The 20821-nt window shown below is 67.5% G+C and carries 14 protein-coding genes, 1 pseudogene and 1 riboswitch; of the genes and pseudogenes, 6 read left to right on the forward strand and 9 right to left on the reverse strand.

The window, feature by feature from the left end; translation table 11 throughout:
• Positions 1-54: 54 nt before the first annotated feature.
• From V5F53_RS05350 to V5F53_RS05375, 6 genes are all read right to left on the reverse strand, one after another.
• Complete coding sequence (locus tag V5F53_RS05350) at positions 55-897, reverse strand: hypothetical protein (protein ID WP_393997351.1); 843 nt, start codon at positions 895-897, stop codon at positions 55-57.
• Complete coding sequence (locus tag V5F53_RS05355; protein ID WP_393997350.1) at positions 894-3170, reverse strand: hydantoinase B/oxoprolinase family protein; 2277 nt, start codon at positions 3168-3170, stop codon at positions 894-896. The genes V5F53_RS05350 and V5F53_RS05355 overlap by 4 nt, the downstream gene beginning before the upstream one ends.
• An 85-nt stretch (positions 3171-3255) precedes the next feature.
• On the reverse strand, positions 3256-5412 hold the full coding sequence (locus V5F53_RS05360) for a hydantoinase/oxoprolinase family protein (protein ID WP_393997349.1): 2157 nt from the start codon (positions 5410-5412) through the stop codon (positions 3256-3258).
• Positions 5413-5507: 95 nt separating this feature from the next.
• On the reverse strand, positions 5508-5894 hold the full coding sequence (locus V5F53_RS05365) for an acetone carboxylase subunit gamma (protein WP_393997348.1): 387 nt from the start codon (positions 5892-5894) through the stop codon (positions 5508-5510).
• A gap of 17 nt (positions 5895-5911) precedes the next feature.
• The gene (locus tag V5F53_RS05370; RefSeq protein ID WP_393997347.1) at positions 5912-7843 is read right to left on the reverse strand and encodes a hydantoinase/oxoprolinase family protein; all 1932 of its coding nucleotides are present in this window, start codon (positions 7841-7843) and stop codon (positions 5912-5914) included.
• Positions 7844-8295: 452 nt separating this feature from the next.
• Entirely contained in the window at positions 8296-10524 is a 2229-nt protein-coding gene (locus V5F53_RS05375; protein ID WP_509212950.1) for a sigma 54-interacting transcriptional regulator, read from the reverse strand.
• A 273-nt stretch (positions 10525-10797) separates the two neighbouring features.
• Between V5F53_RS05375 and V5F53_RS05380 the strand changes: the two genes are divergently transcribed.
• Together V5F53_RS05380 and V5F53_RS05385 are read left to right on the forward strand one after the other, a co-directional pair.
• Positions 10798-12009: a CobW family GTP-binding protein gene (locus tag V5F53_RS05380; RefSeq protein ID WP_393997345.1), complete on the forward strand. Its 1212-nt coding sequence runs from the start codon at positions 10798-10800 to the stop codon at positions 12007-12009.
• 260 nt (positions 12010-12269) lie between these two features.
• The gene (locus V5F53_RS05385) at positions 12270-13304 is read left to right on the forward strand and encodes a zinc-dependent alcohol dehydrogenase family protein (RefSeq protein WP_393997344.1); all 1035 of its coding nucleotides are present in this window, start codon (positions 12270-12272) and stop codon (positions 13302-13304) included.
• Positions 13305-13426: 122 nt separating this feature from the next.
• On the opposite strand, the gene V5F53_RS05390 is transcribed toward V5F53_RS05385, so the two are convergent.
• Positions 13427-13675 carry an alcohol dehydrogenase catalytic domain-containing protein gene (locus tag V5F53_RS05390; RefSeq protein ID WP_393997343.1) on the reverse strand — a complete coding sequence of 83 codons (249 nt, stop codon included), beginning with the start codon at positions 13673-13675 and terminating at the stop codon, positions 13427-13429.
• Between V5F53_RS05390 and V5F53_RS05395 the strand changes: the two are divergent.
• From V5F53_RS05395 to V5F53_RS05405, 3 genes and pseudogenes are all read left to right on the forward strand, one after another.
• Positions 13629-14120: pseudogene (locus V5F53_RS05395) on the forward strand (SLOG family protein); the annotation flags it as partial. The gene V5F53_RS05390 and the pseudogene V5F53_RS05395 overlap by 47 nt on opposite strands.
• Positions 14121-14339: 219 nt before the next feature.
• Positions 14340-15485: a hypothetical protein gene (locus tag V5F53_RS05400; RefSeq protein WP_393997342.1), complete on the forward strand. Its 1146-nt coding sequence runs from the start codon at positions 14340-14342 to the stop codon at positions 15483-15485.
• Positions 15486-15655: 170 nt separating this feature from the next.
• The gene (locus V5F53_RS05405; protein WP_393997341.1) at positions 15656-17845 is read left to right on the forward strand and encodes a malate synthase G; all 2190 of its coding nucleotides are present in this window, start codon (positions 15656-15658) and stop codon (positions 17843-17845) included.
• A gap of 57 nt (positions 17846-17902) precedes the next feature.
• On the opposite strand, the gene V5F53_RS05410 is transcribed toward V5F53_RS05405, so the two are convergent.
• A complete protein-coding gene (locus V5F53_RS05410) occupies positions 17903-18316 on the reverse strand; it encodes a cysteine-rich CWC family protein (RefSeq protein ID WP_509212952.1) in 414 nt (137 codons plus the stop codon).
• A 316-nt stretch (positions 18317-18632) separates the two neighbouring features.
• On the opposite strand from V5F53_RS05410, the gene V5F53_RS05415 reads away from it, so the two are divergent.
• Positions 18633-19346: an IS5 family transposase gene (locus V5F53_RS05415; protein ID WP_393997339.1), complete on the forward strand. Its 714-nt coding sequence runs from the start codon at positions 18633-18635 to the stop codon at positions 19344-19346.
• 60 nt (positions 19347-19406) lie between these two features.
• A riboswitch (cobalamin riboswitch) is annotated at positions 19407-19543 on the forward strand.
• Positions 19544-19987: 444 nt separating this feature from the next.
• Here V5F53_RS05415 and V5F53_RS05420 read toward each other — a convergent pair.
• Positions 19988-20761: a hypothetical protein gene (locus tag V5F53_RS05420; RefSeq protein ID WP_393997338.1), complete on the reverse strand. Its 774-nt coding sequence runs from the start codon at positions 20759-20761 to the stop codon at positions 19988-19990.
• Between the last annotated feature and the right edge of the window lie 60 nt (positions 20762-20821).

The raw sequence follows: 20821 nt of genomic DNA on the forward strand, positions 1-20821 counted from the left end.
CGCCGGTTTCAAGCGCGGGCCGTTGCTCTCCCCCGCGCGGGCGGGGGAGAAATGTCAGGCCCGCAGGCGTGCGAGGTGTCGCAGAACCGCCTCGGGTTCCGTGCCCACGGGGATCTCCGCGAAGTAGAACTGGCCATCCCCAAGCGTGGCGAGGGGGCCGCCGTCCCACAATTGCCCGCTGACATCGAGCCCCAGGGCCAGGTCTCCGCCATCGGGCAGGGCGGTGGAGATGACGGTGTCGACATCCTCCGCCTTCCGGCCCGGACGCCCGCGCAGGGCAAGGCCCCAGCGATAGTGGCGGGCGACGTTCACCAGGGGGCGATAGGCCGCGCCGTCGGCGTCGCCGGTCCCGTCCTCTTCCTCCAGCAGCAGCCCGCCGATGGGGAGGTGGGAGACGGAGCGCGCCAGATCGGCCATGTACATGGCGGCATCCTCGACGGTGTCGGCGTCGATCGCGGTGCCGTCGCGGCCGGCCAGCCGGGCGGCCTCCCCGAGCCAGCGGCGGGGCGCCGGCACGGCGAGCACAAGGGGGGCCGCACCGCGCAGGCTTGCGGCCACCGCCTCGACCACCTCGGCGAGCAGCCTGCGGGGGCCCTCGTCCTCCAGCATGCGTTTGAGGGGAAAGGCGGCCCGCTTCTTGGACCCCATCTCCGCCTGCAACGCCGGATGGCGCGCGACCCAGGAGCGATAGAGGTCGCCCACATCCACCACGCCCACGTCGGGGCGCAGCAGGCCATGGGCCTGGGTGAAGAAGGCGAGATAGCGCGGGGCGCTCTCCCACGGGTCGCCATCCTCCCCGAGGAGAAGGCGCCGGGCATAGCCCGACGACTTCAGCCACACGCGGATGCCCGGCGCCCCGGAAGGCCGGGGCAGGTCGTCCACGAGGCGGGGGCTCATTGCTTCTCGCCCCCCATGGCGCCCAGGGCCGCGAGGCGCGCCTCGAGCTCGGCGATGCGCACGTCCTTGGGGTGGGCCATGTAGTTCGGGCGGGGCGTATCGGCGGCGCGGGTCCGGTCCGGCGACCCCATGTAGAGCACCGAGACATCATCGCCCCAGGCGCCGAAATACTGCAGGTGTTCCGGCGGCTTCGGCTGGCTCCAGTCCTTCACGAATTCGGCGTAGGGCTTGGAGCGGGCGATGCGGGCCCGGCGCTCGGCGGCGCGGGCGTCTTCGGTCGCCTTCTCGTCGATGGCCAGGGTCTGCGGGTCGAACACCACCTTGTAGAGGCGCGCCGCCACCGCGGTGGAGATGAGGCCGTCCTCGATGTCCTTGATGACGCCCCGGGGGTCGCGCTCCAGCAGGTCGCCATAGCCGGCGCCGGCGCCCTGGGAGATCATGAACAGCTCGCCGCGCTTGGAAATCTCGAAGCCCATGCCCATGTGGTGGGTGGTGTAGCTCGCCTCCTCGAACGGCTGCTCGTTCATGATCTCCTCGATGGAGTGCCGGAACTTCTCCGGCGTGTTCATGAGCACGTCATAGACATCCACGCCCTTGACCTTGGACAGGGGGTAGCAGCCGCAGGCATAGCCGCCGAACAGGCCTTGCAGCGGGGGAATCTTGGCACCCTGGCAGGTGGTCATGAAGCCCCACTGCTCACTGTCCTTGGTGGCCACCATCATGGTGTAGCCCTGGCCTCCGCGATACTTGCCGGGGGCGATGGCGTCGCGCGTCATTTTCTTGGAGACGAGCTGCAGGAAGGGCACTTCCTCTTCGTTCAACTCCTGCTCGCCGATGTCGGCCATGGTGGCGAAGATGGGGGCAAGCGCGTGCTCGCCGTCGCGGTCCGCTGTGGCGCCGGCCCCCATGCCGTTGAGGTCGGCGCAGAGATTGCCCAGCGTCTCGCCGTGCTGGGACACGCCGCCCCAGATGAAGGTGTTGATCATGTTGAAGGTGGGCGCATGCACCTTCGTGAACTTCTCGGGGCAGGAATAAAGGAACTTCGCCACCGCGTGCTGGCCCGCCGTGAAGCCCGTGAAGATGGACATCAGGCTCTGCGAGTTTGGCGCGTCATAGGAGCAGTTGACGATGGAGTGCGGATCGGTGATGACCTCGATGGGGGCGAACGCGGCCTGGCCGCGCGGCAGGTCCGGCCAGACATAGCAGAGGAACACCTGCGCCAGCATTCCCTTGAGGCCCGCCACGATGGTGTTGGTGGCGCGGTTGGTGAATTCGGGCGCCGAGCCGCGGAAGTCGAAGATCAGCCGGTCGCCGGTCTTGGTGAGCTTGCAGTTGATCTTCACCACGCAGTTCTCGCGCAGGGTCGAGTCCTGGATGATGTAGGTGCGCACCGTCATGTCCGGCCATTCGGAGACGCGGCGCTTCACCTCGGCGCGCACGTTCTCCATGGTGAGGCGCAGCGTGGAGACCAGGGCCTGCGGGCCGTCGGTGTTCAGCGTCTCCTCGATGCGCTGCTTGATGCGCAGGCAGGCGAACAGCTTCACCTTCATGTCTTCATACTGAAGCTTCGGCTCGCGCACCGAGTTTTGCAGGAAGGTGAGGATGTCGCGCTTGATCTGGTAGTTTTCCACCACGCGGAAGGGGGACATCTTCAGTCCCTCGTCGGAGGGGCTTTCGGCCATGGACGGCATTCCGCCCGGCTCGATGGCGCCGTTCTCGCCCTCGTGCACGGTGGAGGCCACCCAGCACACCAGCTTGCCCTTGTGGAAGATGGGCACGATCATGGACTGGTCGGTGTTGTGCACGTTGCCGTAGCGGCTGTCGTTATGGATGAAGCCGTCGCCCTCGCGCACGCCGACGGTGGGGTCGTTCATCCAGTTCTTGATGATGAACTTGATGGGGTGATGCACCAGCGCCGAGAAGATCAGCACGCCGCCCGCCGAGGCGATGGCGAGATCGCCGGAGGCCGAGTACACGCCGGTGATGACGTCGCCCCACTTGGCGCCGGGGGCGGCGCCCATCTGCTCCACCATCTCATAGCCTTCGTCGCAGCCGGACTGGATGCGGTCGCGGATCTTGGCGATGGTGTGGGCGTCGGAAACCTTGGCGACGGCTTCTTCCTCGTCCGCCGTGCGCGGCATCAGGTCGTGGTTCTGCATGATCTCGGGGTCGGGCCCGAGGAACAGGGTGGTGTCGTTCAGGAATTTCTGGACAAGGGCCATGTCTTCGGCGCTGGGCAGTTTGCCGCGGCCGGTGTTGCTCATGTCGTTCATGGGGTATCCTCCCGGAATATCTTCAGTGATCGCAGCGCGATGGGCGCATTGCTCCCCGCCCGCGGGGGCAGGGAGCGAGAGGACGTCAGTGCGTCGTCGGGGGCGTGCTGGCGCGCAGGAACCAGGAGGCGCCCTGCTTTGCCGCCACGAAGGTCCAGCCCGGGTTGACCAGGAAGGTCGTCACCTCGGAGGCGACGATGGCCGGCCCCTCGATCTGGACACCCGGCAGGATGTCCGAGCGGCTCCACACCGGTGTTTCCAGCGGGCCGTCCTGTCCCACGAAGTGGCAGACGCGGGTGGCGGCCGGCGCCGGCGGGCCCTTGCGCTCGCTTTCGGGCACCGGCTTGATGTCCTCGAACTGCACGGTTTCGTGGTGCACGTAGGCGGCGATCCGGATGGTGTTGATGCGGATGCCGGCCTCCGGGGCCTGCGAGCCCTCGCCGAAGCGCTTGCCGTAATCGGCCGAGAACTGCGAGATGATGGCGAGCACGTCGGCCGGCCCGTTCACCTCGTGCCTCGGGATCACCGCCGTGGTCTGCACCAGCTGGTTGCCGTAGCGCATGTCCAGTTCGAGGTTGTGGCGGATGTCGGCCAGTGGCACGCCCTGGCGCAGCAGGTCCTGGGTGCCCCGTTCCTTCAGCTCGGCGACGATGGCGTTGAAGCGGTCATAGTCGTCGAACAACGCGCGGGTGTTGCTGTCGTACAGCACCATGTAGAGCGACTGCTCGTGGATATGGAGCTGGTGCATGTTGCCGGCGCCCACCGCGGAGAACACGGAGGACAGGGGCGGGGCCAGGATGCGGTCGATGTTGAGGTTCTGGGCGATGCCGCAGCAATGCAGCGGCCCGTTGCCGCCATAGGCCAGCATGGTAAAGTCCTTGGGGTCATAGCCCCGGGCGCGCAGCTCGGTGAACAGGCCGTTGGCCATGTTGTCGTCCACCTTCTCGCGGATCAGCAGCGCCGCCTCGATCACCGAGCAGTCGAGCTCGTCGCACAGCGCGTCCTCGATCGCCGCCTTGGCCCGGCGCGGGTTGAGCGGAATGGAGCCGCCCGCGTAATTGGCCGGGTCGAGATAGCCGAGCAGCAGGTCGGCGTCGGTCACCGTGGGCTTCATGCCGCCGCGGTCGTAGCAGGCCGGGCCGGGGTCGGAGCCGGCGCTTTCGGGCCCGCACTTCACGGTCTTGTACATGCGGTCGTAGGCGGCGATGGAGCCGCCGCCGGCGCCGAGCGTGACGAGGTGCACCATGGGCACCGAGACCAGCCAGCGGTCGATGACGGGGTTGAAGTCGTAGTGCTTCACACCGCCGTCCACCACGATGCCGATATCGTAGCTGGTGCCGCCCATGTCGGTGGCCACCACGTTGCCGAGGCCGGTGAGCATGGCAAGATGCTCGGAGGCGCCGATGCCGGAGACCGGGCCGGAATGGATGGTCTGCAGCGCGTCGGTGGAGTTGAGCTGCGCCATGCCACCGGAATTGTGGATCACCAGCATGGGCTTCTCATAGCGATGGGCCCTGAGGTTCTGCTCCAGCGCCGAGAGCGCGTGATACATGGTGGAGTGCAGATAGCCGTCGACGATGGCGGAGGTGGCCCGCACATACTCGCCTTTGCGCCCCGCCACCTGGTGGGACAGGATGACCGGAATGGCGCCGAGCAGGTGGGAGGGGTACTCCTCCAGCAGGATTTCCTCGATGCGTTGCTCGTGGGCGGGGTTCACCACCGCGTTCACCAGCGCCACCACGATGATCTGGGCGCCGCGATCCACCAACTCGCGGATCTGCGTGCGTACGTCCTCCTCGTCCAGCGGCATCACCAGCTTGCCCTGGAAGTCGAGCCGCTCGCGCACGCCGCGGATCATGTGCGCCTCCACCAGCGGGTCGGGCCGCTTGGCGTTGGGCATGTCCTGCTGGCCGAGGTTGTCGAGCCCCTCGCCATAGCCGCGGGCGCGGCTCAGCGGCACGGTGGCCTCGTAGCCGGCGGTCACCAGCATGCCGATCTTGGGGCCCTTGTGCTCGATGAGGGCGTTGGTGCCGAGCGTGGTGGCGTAGCGCACGCTGTCCACCGCGCCGAGGATTTCCTCCAGTTCAAGGCCGAGCACGCCGCAGGCCTTGCCCAGGGCCTCGTTGAAGCCCATGGCGAGGTTGTGGTGGGTGGTGAGGGCCTTGGCCTCGATATACTGCTGGTCCCAGACCACGAAGCAGTCGGTGAAGGTGCCACCGATGTCCACGGAAACGCGTTTCATGTCTCCTCCCTGAGGATGCTGGCGAGGGCGCTGCTGCGCCGTATGTCGTTGGGTGGCGCGACACCGTCCCGCGCGGGGACGGTGTCGTCCGGGGATCAGTGTCCGTGGCCGTCGTCGCGCACCACGGCGGGGCCGGCGAAGGGCGCGGCGGCCTCGCCGCGCGCGGCCCACTGGGCCTTCAGCGCATCGAGGTTCACGTCCATGTCGTGGAGCGGCGGATGGCCGGGCACGGCATATTCGGTCTCAACCTGCGTGCCGCAGTTCGGGCAGCAGTATTCGAGGATGCGCACCCATTCCGGATCGGGGCTGAAGGTGAAGCGGTATTTCTGCGGATCGATGATCGGCGGATGGATCTCACGCGGGTCACGGTCGTGGACGAGAAGCCCTTCCTTGTAGTTGCCGCGCGCCGGGGCGATCTCGTGATCGCAGACGCGGCACTCCCACTTCTCCGACGTCAGGTCGATGCGGAGATATTCTGTCATGGCGACTTTCATTGTCTTCAATCCTTCCGGCTCAGCAGGATGTCGCCTGCGTCGCTGATCACGAACTGCCAGCCATCGGGGACGCGGCAGGTGAAATAGTCCTCCTCCAGGATGGCGGGGCCGGAGGCGAAGGCGCCTTCGGCAAGGTCGGCGAGGCGGTAGACCGGCACGTCGATGCGGCCATGGTCGCGGATCAGCACATGGCGCTTGCCGTGGGCGGTCGCCGGCGCCCCGGGGGCGAAGGCGGCGGCCTTCTCGCCGGCCGCGCGCAGGCTCTTCACCGCCTTCAGCTCCAGCTCCACCGAGCGCGCGCCGGCAAAGGCGGCGGGCACCTGCGGGGTGCCGTCGAGCGCCACGCTCTCCACCCGCCCGTCGCCGAAATCGGCGTTGAGGCGGGCCTCGATGGCGTAGGTGCCTTCCGCGCAGCCTTCCGCGAACATGTCGCGGGCGGCCTTCACCCTCAGGGTCTCCAGCGTCTTTCCGAGGTCCGCCGGATCGGCCAGGGTCACCTGGTAGCGCTGGGAGATGTCGCAGGCGCCGATGCCGTAGGCGGAGAACACCGCTGCCATCTGCGGGATGGCGACGCGGCGGATGCCGGCCTTGTCGGCCACGCCGCAGGCGTTGAGCGGGCCGGCGCCGCCGAAGGCGAGCATCACCGTCTCGGGCGAGATCCGCGTGAAGCGGTGCAGTTCCGCCGCGATCTTTTCCTCATAGGCGAACTCCATGCGCAGCAGCGCATCGTCCAGGCTGACGCCGAGCGGGGTGGCGATGTTGGCGGTCACCGCCGCCGCCGCGCGGTCGAGGTCCAGCCCCATGCCGCCGCCGAAATAGGAGGCGGGATCGAACAGGCCGCTCAGGAGGCTGGCGTCGGTGATGGTGGCCTGCTGGCCGCCGCGCCCGAAACAGGCCGGTCCCGGCACCGCGCCCACGCTCTCCGGGCCGATGACGATGCGCCCGTCCACCACCTTGAAGATGGAGGAGCCACCGGCGCCGGCGCTGAGGATCTCGCACAGCGGGAAGGACACGGAGATGCCTTCCACATGGCCCCGCCGCACCTCGGTGACGGTGCCGTCCTTGTACTGGCCGATGTCGGTGGTGGTGCCGCCCACGTCGATGGAGACGCTGTCGGTGAAGCCGTAGCGCCGGGAGAAGGCCTTCACCCCTTCCATGCCGCCACGGGGACCGGACGAATAGGTCTTGATGGCGATGGTCTTGGCGACGCGGGAAGCATCGCCGTCATTGCGGAAGATGAGCAGCGGGTTCTTGGTGCGATAGGCGCGCAGCCGGTTCTCGGCGTTGAAGAGGAACGCTTCCATGGACGGGTGGAGGAAGGAATTGATGAGCGCGGTCCAGGTGCGCCGCTCGCCGTCGGTGTCGGTGGTGAGGTCGGAGCCGTAGAGGATCGGCACCGCGCCCAGCAGGTGGCGCGGGTACTTGCGCAGCGCGACCAGCCGAAACGCATTCTCCACCGACTGGAAGTCGGCCCCGCCAAAGCTCACCACCAGGCGGTTCGCGCCGGCGGCGGTCAGCGTGTTGATGGCCTTGACCACCTCCACGTCCGCGTCCGCGCCGGTGACAACCGCGGCATCAAGGTAAGCGATGCGGTCGCCCACCAGGGCTTCGAACACGTCCTGGTCGTGGGCCGCAAGGCGGCTCGGCAGGTCGCGGGCCCCGGCGTCGAGGATCAGGCCGAGCCGCGGCCCCTTGCGCTCGCAGATGGCGTTGGTGCCCTGCGTGGTGGAATAGCGGATGAGGTCGACTTCCTCCAGCAGCCGCTTCACGTCCGGCGCGCCGTAGAGTACCCCGGACGCCTTGGTGAGGCCTTCGAAGAAACACTTGCTGAGATCATAAGGCGTGGTGAGAACCTTGGTCTTCCTCACCTGATCGTCGGACAGAATACAGATGTCCGTCAGTGTGCCGCCGTTGTCGATGTTGATCTGCAGGGACATACGCTGGTTCTCCTCCCACTTTTTCTCTGGCCGGTGCCGCACGGGTCGACCTCTTCGGACGACAGAACGCGAGATCCATTTCCGGATAACGCGCGATCCGCGAGGCTCCTGCACTGGATCGCAAGGGGCGTGCCAAGAGATGACGGGGGAGGGGAGTCGTTATTTTTCCTATATTTGCATCGATTTCGCTGAAAAGATCACGCCTGGAGGGAAATGGCGGCGACGTCTTTACGAATACCCGTTTGAAAATCAAACTATATTGTGCAACGCAAGAGTATTTTGCGTGCGGCGCACCATGGCCATCCGGGCAAAAAAACACCGCCGAACGAGGTCGGCGGTGTGGAGGAGGGCTCTCGGGGGAGAGGCGCGAAAACTGAATTATTCAAAGCAAGGGGCATGCCGGGTGCGACCTATAGGCCGTGCCAGTCGTGAAGTCCTGCTCCTGGGATGCCTCAAATCTGGAAGCGCCGGGTTTCACCGATGATGCCTTCGAGCCCGAAGCGACGCAGCTTGGCGTAGACCGTGCTCTTGGCGATGCCCAGGTCGCGGGCCACGGCGGTCAGGTTGCCCTTGTGCGCCTGCATCGCCTGGAGCAGCGCGAGGCGCTCGGCATTCTCCATGCCCGTCAGGCCGAGCTGAGGCTCGGGCGGCGCCGGTGTGCCGGCCGGCAGGACGATGGCGGCTCCGGCCGGCGTCCGGATTTCGTCCGGGATGTCGGCTTCGGTCAGTTCCTCGCCCTCGGCGGTGAGGAGCATGCCTTCGATCACGTTGCGCAGCTCGCGCACATTGCCCGGCCAGGCATAGGCCTGGAGCGCCTCGATGGCCCGGGGCGACAGGGCGCGCGGCGTGAGCCCCCCTCGCTCGGCGAGCTCGCCCATCAGGTGCGCGGCAAGGAGGGAAACGTCCGATGCCCGCTCGCGCAAGGCGGGGATGGCGATGCTGGTGACGGCGACGCGATAGAACAGATCCATGCGGAAGCGCCCGGCTTCCACCTCGCTCCTGAGGTCGCGATTGGTGGCGGCGACGAGGCGGAAGTTGACCTTGCGCGGCCGCGTCTCGCCGATCCGGTAGACCTCGCCGGATTCCAGTACGCGCAGGAAATGCGGCTGCAGGTCCTTCGGCATCTCGCCAATCTCATCCAGGAACAGCGTGCCACCGTCCGCCGCCTCGATCTTGCCGACCATGCCGCCGCGGCGTGCTCCGGTGAAGGCGCCCTCGACATAGCCGAACAGCTCGCTGGTCAGCAGCTCGCGGGAGAAGCCGCCGCAATTGAGCGCCACGAAGGCGCCGTCCTTGCCGGCTCCCGCGGCGTGCAGGCACTGGGCGAACACGTCCTTGCCCACGCCGGTCTCGCCGAGCAGCAGCACCGGCGCGCGGCTTTTCGCCAATTGCCGGGCGCGGCCAACCGCCTGGCGCAGGGAGGGCGCGTCGCCCACGATGCGCGCGAAAGCGCCCTGGCCGGCCTCCCGCTCCACCGCGGGGGAGGTGTCCCGGCCAGCCGTGCGCGAAGGCGTGGCGCGGCGGGCCGGCAGGCGCAGCAGGATGCCGAGCCGCTCGCCGTCCTTCACCATCGGCTCCAGCCATTCGCGCCGCATCCAGGAGGGCAACTCGTCCGGCAGCTCCGCTTCCTTGCGCCAGTTGAGCCTGAGCCGCGAAAGCTCGGAGCCCGGCGCATCGTCGCGCTGCCGCCGCAGATCGATGAGCGCGTCGGTGGCGGCGCCGTTGGCCTTCACGGCGCGGCCCCGGCGATCGAACACGATCACGCCTTCGCTGCTCGATCCCGCGAGGCGGTCCATGCAATGGTCCAGGAGGCGCAGCCGGAAATCCATCTCCTGCTGCGCAAGGCGGTTCTCGATGCGCCCCGCCGTCGCCACCACGAGCGCGAGGCTGTGGCGGTTGAAGGTATCGGAAAGTCCGGAGACGTCGATGACGCCCAGGATGGTGCCGTCGCAGGGATCGCGGATGACATTGGCGGAGCACGACCAGAGCTTGATGCCGGAACAATAGTGCTCGGCGGAGTGGATCTGGATGGGCTGCCCGACCTCGATGGCGGTGCCGATGGCATTGGTGCCGCACGCGAGCTCGCTCCAGCTGGCGCCCGACAGGAGGTGGATATCAGCGGCCGCGTCGCGCAGCCGCGGATCGCCCTCGAGATTGAGGATGACGCCGGCCCCGTCGGTCAGCACCATGACGGTTCCGGTCTCGGCCAGGAGCTCGCGGGCCGAGGCCATCACCGGCTGGCTGGCTTCCAGCAGCTCGCTGCAGCCGTCGCGCAGGGAATGCAGCGAATCGTCGCGCATGGGCGGCGGAGCCTGCGCCCGCTGCGGGTCCACGCTGTTGCTCAGGCAGCGCCGCCAGGAATCATCCACGAGCCGGCGCAGCGCATCGGAGCCAAACTCACTGCCGCCGAGAAATTTCTCCCACGACGCCATCACCTTTTCGTCGTTCTCGGGAACCGAGAACTTCTGTCCGGGTCGTCCGAAAGGCATTTTGTTTCCTCCCCTCGGCGGGCCCGGGAGCCCGCCGGTGCGCCGCCCCGGGGCAGATCTGATGTCTGCGTCCTCTTGAGCGGACTTCTCATGTTCTAACTTATAGCAGCCGCCGTTCGCGCCCGTTGCGGCTGCCTTGACGTAATGCCCACTCCTTCTGAAGCGGAAACGACCCCGCGTGAGGCCGGCCAACACCTGGAGTGTCGCCTTAGCATCGATCGTGCCACCCGCAGCGCACACCGGGCCTTGGGATGTCTTGCCGTCCCTGCCGCTTGGCGACGTTGCGGCAGGCCTTGGAATGCGTTCGATTTTGCAACGCGCCGGTGGCTGAAAATCGAACGCTTCAGGCGTCCGCCCGAGACGCCGGGCCGATGCCGGCACCGCTGGCATGGGCGTTGCTGCGCGCGGCCACCGCCGTCGTGCCGCCATCGCCGCGCCACCGGCACAGCGCCTCGGAGACCGCCCATGGCCGAACGTGATCCCCTCGACCCGCGCATCCCCGTCACCCTGCTCACGGGCTTTCTCGGTGCCGGCAAGACCACCTTGTTGAACCGCCTGGTCACGCATCCGGACATGAGCGGCACGGCGCTGCTCATCAACGAATTCGGCACCGTGGGCATCGACCACCATCTGGTGGAGCGGATCGGCGAGACCATGATGCTGCTGGACTCCGGCTGCGTGTGCTGCACCGTCCGCGGCGATCTGGTGGAGGCGCTGGAGCACCTGCATGGCAAGCTCGCGCGCCGCCAGATACCGGACATCCGCCGGGTGGTGATCGAGACCACCGGCCTCGCGGACCCGGTGCCGGTGGTCTGGACGCTGATGGAACAGCGCTTCGTCGCCGCGCGCTTCCGCTGCGACGGTGTCGTCACCCTGGTGGACGCCCGCCTCGGCGCCGACCAGTTGGAGCGCCACGAGGAGGCGCGGCGGCAGGTGGCGATGGCGGACCGCATCCTCCTCACCAAGCCGGACCTTGCCGACCGCGACGCCCATGAGCGGCTGGCCGCGCGGCTCGATGTCCTCAACCCCTCCGCCCCGCGCCTCGCCACGGCCCATGGTGAGATCGAGCCGGGGCGTATCCTCGGCGCCGGCCTGTACGCGCCGGGCAGCCGTCCGGCGGAAGTGGCGCGCTGGGCGGACGAGGCTGAAGCCGCCGCGCGCGATGGCACCGCTCCGCCGTCGGCCCACGCCGCCGGCGCGCCACCGGCGAGCTTCACCTGCTTCTTCACCCGGCAGGTGTCCTGGCGCGGCTTTGCCGTGGCCATGGGCGGGATTCTCTCGGACTACGGCGCGGCCCTCCTGCGCGTGAAAGGGCTCATGAACGTGGCCGGCCTCGGCGGGCCGGTGGTGGTCCAGTGCGTCGAGCGCGTCGCCTACCCGCCGGTGCGCCTGCCGCGATGGCCGGCGGAGGGCACCCGCTTCGACATGCGCGGGCGTCTGGTGTTCATCGCCCGCGACCTGCCGGAGGCCGCGATGGACGACATCCGGCGGCGCCTGGACGACCTGCCCGGCGATGCGGCCGCCCTGCGGATCGCCGCCCGCGCGCCAATGCTGCCGACGCGCTGCTGGCTTGGCGCGCGCATGCCGGTGCGCGGCCGCGCGGCCGTGGAGACGGACGGCTGGCATGTCCAGGCCCTGCGATTGGGCGCGACCCGAGGGGCGGCCTCGCAGCCATGAGGGCGCGCGGCCTGACTGTCGCCGCGCGGGCGGAGGCCGGCTCCCTCCCGGTGGCTGATATCCGGACGCCGGTGTCGTGAAAGCGAACGGCGGTGCCTCCAGGTCCAGCCCCAAGGGCACGCAAACACTCGGCTTGCGGCGCTCATGCCGGTGGCATCCCTCTTGCCCAGGACCCGGGGCGCAAAGGACGCGGGGCGCAAACGCGGCCGCCATCCGGCGGGCCGTGCGTTCAAGGACAATGGAAAAAGGGGAGGTCCCTCATGAAGGGTCTGGTGTATCGCGGTCCCGGCAGGAAGGCTCTGGAAGAAGTGGCGGATCCGCGGATCGAGCAGCCCACAGATGCCGTGGTGAAGATCCTGCGCACGACCATTTGCGGCAGTGACCTGCACATTCTGAAGGGCGACGTGCCGACGGTGAAGCCCGGCACGGTGCTCGGCCATGAGGGCGTCGGCGTCATCGAGGAGGTGGGCCCGGCGGTCTCGACCTTCAAGAAGGGTGATCACGTCCTCATCTCCTGCATCTCTTCCTGCGGCCGCTGCGAATACTGCAAGCGTGGCATGTATTCCCATTGCTCCGTCGCGGGCTGGATGCTCGGCCACACCATCCATGGGACACAGGCCGAATATGTCCGCATCCCCTTCGCCGACACCTCCCTGCATCGCATTCCCGAAGGCATGGACGAGGAAGCGCTCGTCATGCTCAGCGACATCCTGCCGACCGGCTTCGAATGCGGCGTGCTGAACGGGAAGGTGCAGCCGGGCAGCACGGTGGCCATCGTCGGCGCGGGGCCGGTGGGCCTCGCCGCGCTGCTGACCGCGCAGTTCTACTCGCCCGGAGAGATCATCATGATTGATCTCGACGACAACCGCCTCGATGTGGCCCTCACCTTCGGGGCGACGAAGACCGTCAACAGCGGCAGCGAGAATGCCGTCGAGCGGGTGAAGGCCCTCACCGGCGGCATCGGCGTGGATACGGCCATCGAGGCGGTGGGCATTCCGGCCACCTTCGTGCTGTGCCAGGACATCATCGCGCCCGGCGGCACCATCGCCAATGTCGGCGTGCATGGCACCAAGGCGGATCTCCACCTGGAACGCCTGTGGGCGCACAACATCACCCTCACCACCCGCCTGGTGGATACGGTGACGACGCCCCTGCTGATCAAGACCGTGCAATCGAAGAAGCTTGATCCGCGCAAGCTGATCACCCACCGCTTCGCCCTCGCCGACATCCTCGCCGCCTATGAAACCTTCGAGAAGGCGGCGCAGACGAAAGCGCTGAAGGTCATCATCGGATAAGGCCACAGCTTCAATTCGCCTTGGCCGCAGGGTAGCGGAGCCGTGATCGGACATGCCGTAAGGGCATGGACGATCTCGGCCATTGAGTTGGCTCCCATTCCGCGGACAGATGGGCGGCTTTTCTAGGCGGTGTGGACGCAATTGATGAGGATGAAGAAGAAGGCGAGAGCGACGATGGCGGCGATGCCGCGCTCTGTGTTCTCGCAGCGGCCGCAGGAAGAGATGCAGGAGATGAGGACGTGATCACCCTTCTTGAAGGTCGAGATCGCCGGGCCCACCTCCTCGATGATGGCGACGCGATCGGAGGTCTTCGCAACTTCGGCCAGCCTCGATGCCGAGCTTCGCGATCTCCCCTGGCCGACAGTCAACATGTTCCACCGCGCCGTGGACCAGATCGAGCGGAAGCTTGACGGTAATGAGCAGGCCCGGAAGCAGCTTCAGCGCGAACAGGATGGCTCGGAGGTGAAGTCACTGGAGCTCGAGCGCCTGATCGACCTCGGCATGAACCTGATCGGCCGGCGCAACGGCATGGGATCCTTCCGCGAGGCCGCCCCCGACCGCTACCGCATCGCCACCGGCTCGCCATGGACGCAACGGGCCGGATCACGGGTCAACCATCGCCATCCCACCGCGTCATTGATCGACAGCCGAGATTTCCTCGCCGCCAGGAGGCGTGCGGATAACGAGGTGCTCGTGCCCGCCGGGCCGAAGATCGCCTTCTCGGGTGGCGACACCGCCGATCACAGGCAGATCTGGGCCAAGCTCGATCAGATCCACGCCAAGCACCCGGACAGGGTGCTGCTGCATGGCGGCTCACATGCGGAACACATGCCTTCAACTTCGGCATTGCGTAGTTAAAATATAAGCAAAAATTCAAATATTGACTAAAAATACGCCGATTATGGCATGTTAAGACTGGATTTCACTGTCATTTTTGATTCCGGCCGGACTCTTCGATTGACGGCGCTGCGCTGCAATAGAATATATTTATTCAGAGATGCGGCATTAGGCCAGCTTCCTGCCGGGGAGAATGCTATGGGTATGCAGTCCATGGTCGACTTCAAGTGGCCGGGTCTCACGCGGCCGGACGGCCATCGCCTCAGCCTCAATCGCGGCGCCTTCGTCGCCGTCGATCGCCATCGGGACATCAGCTACGATCCCGTCTACAGGCCCCAGGCCCTTTATCACCGCGCGCTGGACGGCCTGCACGCCAACAACGACGCTTTCCTGCTGCAGGAGGTGGCGACCAATCTCCCCATTTACCGGGACGACACCGGGCCGACCGATTTTCATCTTCATCTGCCGCCCGGCGGGTTCCAGCTGGTGCTCGTCACCTCGGGCATGTTCACCTTCGACTACGACGGACGGCTCCATTATGTCGGCCCAGGCGCGGTGATGCTGCAGAGCGCCATCGTGCATCGCCAGCTGTTCTACACCTGGTCGGGCCTGCCCACGGACGAGAACCTGAAGACGCCGCAGACGGTGGTGCCCGACCCCTTGTGCATGGGCTATTCGGGCAAGTTCCTCGAGGCCTTCATCACCGATCCCTCCACCTTCCCGAACCCGAGCGTGGTCGCTCCCGCGCAGATCCGCGAGGACGAGACTCCCCGCACCGCCTGGAAGCACCCGTTGCACAACCGCCCGGCCGGCGCCGGCTTCTGGTTCCAGGACCCGCTCGCGCTCGATGCCCTGTTCCGCGCCTATCCCTCGGACGCCCTGGGGCCGGTGGCCTCGCCGGGGCCGCTCCATGTGCGCGACCTCGGCATCGAGGCGCCGAGCGGCAGCCTGGTCACGGGGCACATCATCGCCACCGATCCGCGCGGCGGCTCGGTCCTGCCCAAGTCCGCCGCCGGAGCGGACGCGGAGGGGCTCGCGAAGGGCGAGGTCGTGGTCTACCGCGTCATCCGCGGCACCGCCGCGTTCTCGGATGGCTCGGGCCGGCCCCTGGAGCTTGCGACCGGCGACACCGTGACCGCCGGCGGCGGCGTCCTCCGGCTCACGGAGGTGGGCGAGGACACGCAGATCCTGCGCCTCGGCCTGCTCAAGGGCATGGAAGAGCTGCGCATGTGGACACCCACCCAACGCGACGAGATCGACGCCCTGGCGGGCCAGATCATCACCCGCTCGGACCTGCGCGGCGACCGGCTGGCGGGAAGCCCGGTGGGCTACCTTTACGAATAGGCGCCCGCCGCATCCTTTCTTCCGGCTGCAAAGGTGTGTTGCCGGTCACGGATATCCAGGCAAGAGCCGTCACGGCGTAGGATCGGGAGGCGAGGCTGCGGGGATGGCCGTCGCGGCCAGCGTGTCTCGGGAGGCGCATCGCCTTCGGAAAAGGACGATACGGAGTGACCATGGCAAGTGGGACCGAGGCAAGTGGGACCGAAGCCCGGGTGGCGTGCGCCGGGCTGCAAATCGCGCGTGCTCTGCACGATTTCATCGAGAATGAGGTGCTTGCCGTCGCCGGCATCGAGGGGGCCGCGTTCTGGGCCGGCCTGTCCGCCATCGCCCACGATCTGGCGCCGCGCAATCGGGACCTGCTGCAGCGCCGCGAGGACCTGCAGAAGACGCTGGACCAGTGGTATCGCGACAATGGCGCGCCGGTGGATCTGGAAGCCTACAAGGCTTTCCTCGCCCAGATCGGCTATCTGGTGCCGGAAGGACCGGCCTTCAGCGTGACCACCTCCAACGTCGACCCGGAGATCGCCCAGGTCGCCGGACCGCAACTGGTGGTGCCGGTGATGAACGCGCGCTACGCCCTCAATGCCGCCAACGCGCGCTGGGGTTCGCTTTATGACGCGCTCTACGGCACCGACGCCATCGCCGAGGACGACGGTGCCGAAAAGGGCAAGGGCTACAATCCTGTGCGCGGCGCGAAGGTGATCGCCTGGGGCCGCGCCTTCCTGGACGCGAGCGCGCCCTTGGCGGCGGGCTCCTGGGCCGAGGCCGGCCCGCTCCGCGTGGCGGACGGTGTCCTTCTCGTCGGCGCCACCGGCCTGGCGGACCCGGCCCAGTTCGCCGGCTATCGTGGCGATGCCGCCGCACCGGCCGTCGTGCTGCTGAAGAAGAACGGGCTGCATGTGGAGGTCGTCATCGACCGGTCGAGCGTCATCGGCAGGGAGGATGCCGCCGGCATCTCCGACATCGTGCTGGAAGCGGCCCTCACCACCATCCAGGACTGCGAGGATTCGGTTGCCGCCGTGGATGCCGAGGACAAGGTCGCCGTCTACCGCAACTGGCTGGGCCTGATGACGGGCGAGCTGAAGGAAGAGATCGCCAAGGGCGGCCGCGCCTTCACCCGCAGCCTCAATCCCGACCGTGCCTACACCGCCCCGGACGGCGGCACCTTGGTGCTGCCGGGCCGGGCGCTGATGCTGGTGCGCAACGTCGGGCACCTGATGACCAATCCGGCCATCCTGCTGAAGGATGGCTCGGAAATCCCCGAGGGCATCCTGGACGCGGCCGTCACCGCGCTCATCGCCCTCGCCGACATTGGCCCCAACGGGCGCCGCGCCAACAGCCGGACCGGCTCCATGTATGTGGTGAAGCCCAAGATGCACGGGCCGCAGGAGGTGGCGTTCGCGGTGGAGATCTTCGACCGGGTCGAGGACCTGCTGGGCTTGCCCCGCGACACCATCAAGATGGGCATCATGGACGAGGAGCGGCGCACCACGGTGAACCTGAAGGAGGCCATCCGCGCCGCGTCGCGCCGCGTCGCCTTCATCAACACCGGCTTCCTCGACCGCACCGGCGACGAGATCCACACCTCCATGGAAGCCGGCCCGATGGTGCGCAAGGGCGACATGAAGCAGGCCGCCTGGATCGGCGCCTACGAGGCCCGCAACGTGGACATCGGGCTGGAGTGCGGCCTTGCCGGCCACGCCCAGATCGGCAAGGGCATGTGGGCCATGCCGGACCTGATGGCGGCCATGCTGGAGCAGAAGATCGCCCACCCCAAGGCCGGCGCCAACACCGCCTGGGTGCCATCCCCCACCGCCGCCATCCTGCACGCCACCCACTATCACCGGGTCGACGTGCACGCGGTGCAGGCGGCGCTGCGCAGCCGCCCCAAGGCGAAGCTGGACGATCTCCTCACCATTCCGGTCGCGGTGCGGCCGAACTGGACGCCCGAGGACATCCAGCAGGAGCTGGACAACAACGCCCAGGGTATCCTCGGCTATGTGGTGCGCTGGGTGGACCAGGGGGTCGGCTGCTCCAAGGTGCCGGACATCCACGACGTGGGCCTGATGGAGGACCGCGCGACGCTGCGCATCTCCTCCCAGCACATCGCCAACTGGCTGCGCCACGGCGTATGCGGCGAAGCGCAGGTGATGGAGACCCTGAAGCGCATGGCCGTGGTGGTGGACCGGCAGAATGGGGGGGATCCGCTCTACCGGCCCATGGCGCCGGATTTCGACGGCTCCATCGCCTTCCAGGCGGCCTGCGACCTGGTTTTCAAGGGCTGCCGGCAGCCGAGCGGCTACACCGAGCCGCTGCTGCACCAGCGCCGGCTGGAGCTGAAGGCCGCGCGCGCCGGGGACTGACCCAGCCACCGGCCGGAGCGCGGTCGCCGCACGCCGCTCCGGCCGCTTCGGTGGCGACTACGGGCTGTTTTGCCCGGTCCGCGGCCGCCCGATCTCGCGTCGCAGGCACTCGGGGCAGAGGCAATCGTTTTCGGCCTGCCTGACCTCCAGTTTCGGCAGGTCCTGGCACCAGCACCGGGCGCCGGTGTCGGGGCGGCCTGATCCGCACGTGAACTCAGCGCCGCATCGTTCGCAGCGCAGCTGGCGGGTGGGGGTGACGACAGGCACGGAATCGCCTCGTGCGGACGCGCCGGCCCGCGTCCCAGCGGCTGCGCGCCGATGGTGTTGCGAGGCTGGGGGACCGGCGCTCCCAGCACCCGACCATATCGCCTTTCGTTCCAGGGAGGGAAGGGCTCCAGCCTGGGGACGTTCAGGTCGAGCGAGGGGGCTGGGCCCGGCGTCCCGCGGCCCCTGCCCCCACGCCGGCTGCACCCACCATCCTCACGCTTGCAAGCGTGAGGATGGTGGGCGGGTGGCGCGGAATGTCCCGCCAATCTGGAACAAGGATCTCGGCCGTGCTGACGGAGTCGGCGCTGTTTTGGCAGAGGTTCGATGCCGCAGCCTCGGCAACCATCTGCGCATCGATCCGGCCTGCAAGACCGCGCGCGGTCCCCGCCATCGGGCCTGCGCTGCATGTGGTCGAGAAGCGCGCGCAGGCCGTAAGACAGGCTGTGGTGACGATTTAGGATTTTTGGGATTCCCAGGGGGGTGGCAAGTCAGCTTCAAGGCCGGTTTTCGGAGATCGGCTATGGATTGCGGCGCGCTTCGCGACGACCGGTGGGATCGGATCAAGGTCTTCATGCCGGTCGGGACCAAAGGCCGGCGCGGGCCGCGCAGGGATAACCGCACGTTCCTCGACGCGCTCTTGTGGACGGCGCGCTCGGGCGGGCGCTGGCGTGATCTGCCGGAGCTGCGGGGCGATGATCGATCGGCGAAGCGGCGCTATTATCACCGGATCGAGATGGGCGTGCTGGACGAGATGCTGGCCGTGCTCGCCCGCGAAGCCGACCTTGAATGGCCGATGATCGTTTCAAGCATCGTGCGGGCCCACCAGCATGCCGCTGGTACGCGCAAGGTCAAAGGGCAGCGGATGCCCAAGGCCAGGGCCGGTCTCGGGGGGGGCCTGAGCACCACGATCCACGCCGCCAGCGCGGCGCTGGGTCTTCCAGTGCGCCTGATCGGCTCGCCCGGCCAGCGCAACGACATCGCCTTGGCCCATCAGCTGATCGAAGAGAACGATCCCGACGCGACCATCGCCGACAAGAGATCCGATGCCGACCATCTTGTGGACCGGATCACGCAGACCGGTGCCGATGCGGTCATCCCGCCAGAGCACAACCGCATCGAGCGCTTCTTCAGCAAGCTCAAGCCGTTCAGACGCGTCGCCCCCCGATGCGACAAGCTCCATGCCAACGTCATGGGCTTCGTCAAACTCGCCGCCATGGCCGTCTGGCTCAAATAGAGAAATCGTAACCCCGTCCTAGGGCTACCTCCAAATATCGACGCGTTCAGCGCTATTACCACAACATCTGGGGGCCATGGTCTTTCGGCTCGCAAGATCGAGAGCGAAGAGGGAAGCCGGCTCAATGCCGACGTTGCCTCCGCGATTGTAAGCGGAGAACAGTCAGCCCGGCCGGCGGCCCGGGCGGACGGTTTTGCGGCGATATGCGCGACCGGGGATCATGGAGCGAGCTGGGAGCGAGCCGGCTGGAGCATCGCGGTTGCGGACGGACCCCGCAAGATGACGGCGCGTGCCCGCAAGCCATACGCGAAAATAATACAGTAAATTGAAGTATAAATACCATTTCAAGCATCCATCACGCCGCGATGGACCGCCTGAGCATCTGATATGGGGTGATTTTCAAGCGTGAGGCAACCAGGGGCGCATCCTGCGCGCCCGGTTTCGCGCCGGGTGGAGGCCGTTGCCTGGGGGATGTGTTGCGCCGGCGCGACCGCGCCGCCGTCCCGGGCGGTTCCGGCGCACGATCGCCCGGTGCTTCGGATCGAAACGGGGCGGCGGCGTAGCCGGCGACGGAGAGGGTGCGCGGCGCCGCCCGGGCCTTTCCCAGCCCGGGCGAACCTGTCCGGCTTCGGCGGGAGCCGTCAGATGCCGACCTTGTTCAGCTCCGAATAGACTTGGTCGGCCCAGGTGCGCAGGTCCATCAGGCCCGCATAGGCCGACCAGATCTCGATGCCGAACTTCTCCGCCAGCTCGTTCTCGGTGGCGGCGAGGGCGTCTTCCACCGGGGTGAAGGTGCGCTCCAGGTGCGGCCAGAGCTCCGAGGTGCAGCGCGGCAGGTCGATGAGGTGCAGGTTGCGCCCGATGCCGGCCTTCTCGATGCGGGCGAAGCTCTGGGTCTCGAAGCTGCCGCCCACTTCGTTGCGCACCACGATGATGTTGGCCACCGGCAGCGCCCCGCCCACCACCACGTCCTCGATCAGGGTCGAGACGTTCTCGATGGAGTGGGTTTCCGGCTTGGTGATCACCAGCAGATCGATCTCGGGCGAATTGCGCTGCTGCATGATGTGGGCGACGCGGCGGTGGTGCGCCCACTGCACCAGCTGCGGCACCACGTTGGCGCCGAGGTCCAGCACCGCGCCGCCGGTGAGCAGCAGCCCGCCGAACCGATCCCAGTAGCGCAACGGCGCATTGGCGTCGTTCTCGGTCTTGGAGGAGGCGAGCGATGAGCCGATGCCCAGCTCCAGCACCTTGGTGGGGAAGAACTTGCCGATCTTGGAATGGCCGGTGCCGTCGGTGAAATCCGCGGCGACCAGCTTATAGGCGAGCTCGCGCTTGCGAAGCGCGGTGAAAACCATCTGGGCGAGGGTCGTCTTACCCTGGCCACCCGCGTAAGCAGCGCAAATATAGGTTTTCATGATGAAAAGGCTCCCCTGCTGGGCCTCTGGCGAAGGGTGACCGCCAGCCGGACGGCAGAC

This window comes from Xanthobacter cornucopiae (assembly GCF_043195065.2).
In the GTDB taxonomy this organism is placed as follows: Bacteria; Pseudomonadota; Alphaproteobacteria; order Rhizobiales; family Xanthobacteraceae; genus Xanthobacter.

Excerpts from the sequence above, each read along its gene's own strand:
- V5F53_RS05360 (WP_393997349.1), bottom strand. The coding sequence starts at position 5,412 with ATGAAACGCGTTTCCGTGGACATCGGTGGCACCTTCACCGACTGCTTC.
- V5F53_RS05365 (WP_393997348.1), bottom strand. The coding sequence starts at position 5,894 with ATGACAGAATATCTCCGCATCGACCTGACGTCGGAGAAGTGGGAGTGC.
- V5F53_RS05405 (WP_393997341.1), top strand. The coding sequence starts at position 15,656 with ATGGCAAGTGGGACCGAGGCAAGTGGGACCGAAGCCCGGGTGGCGTGC.
- V5F53_RS05350 (WP_393997351.1), bottom strand. The coding sequence starts at position 897 with ATGAGCCCCCGCCTCGTGGACGACCTGCCCCGGCCTTCCGGGGCGCCG.
- V5F53_RS05400 (WP_393997342.1), top strand. The coding sequence starts at position 14,340 with ATGGGTATGCAGTCCATGGTCGACTTCAAGTGGCCGGGTCTCACGCGG.
- V5F53_RS05380 (WP_393997345.1), top strand. The coding sequence starts at position 10,798 with ATGGCCGAACGTGATCCCCTCGACCCGCGCATCCCCGTCACCCTGCTC.
- V5F53_RS05370 (WP_393997347.1), bottom strand. The coding sequence starts at position 7,843 with ATGTCCCTGCAGATCAACATCGACAACGGCGGCACACTGACGGACATC.
- V5F53_RS05415 (WP_393997339.1), top strand. The coding sequence starts at position 18,633 with ATGGATTGCGGCGCGCTTCGCGACGACCGGTGGGATCGGATCAAGGTC.
- V5F53_RS05355 (WP_393997350.1), bottom strand. The coding sequence starts at position 3,170 with ATGAACGACATGAGCAACACCGGCCGCGGCAAACTGCCCAGCGCCGAA.
- V5F53_RS05390 (WP_393997343.1), bottom strand. The coding sequence starts at position 13,675 with ATGTTGACTGTCGGCCAGGGGAGATCGCGAAGCTCGGCATCGAGGCTG.
- V5F53_RS05420 (WP_393997338.1), bottom strand. The coding sequence starts at position 20,761 with ATGAAAACCTATATTTGCGCTGCTTACGCGGGTGGCCAGGGTAAGACG.
- V5F53_RS05385 (WP_393997344.1), top strand. The coding sequence starts at position 12,270 with ATGAAGGGTCTGGTGTATCGCGGTCCCGGCAGGAAGGCTCTGGAAGAA.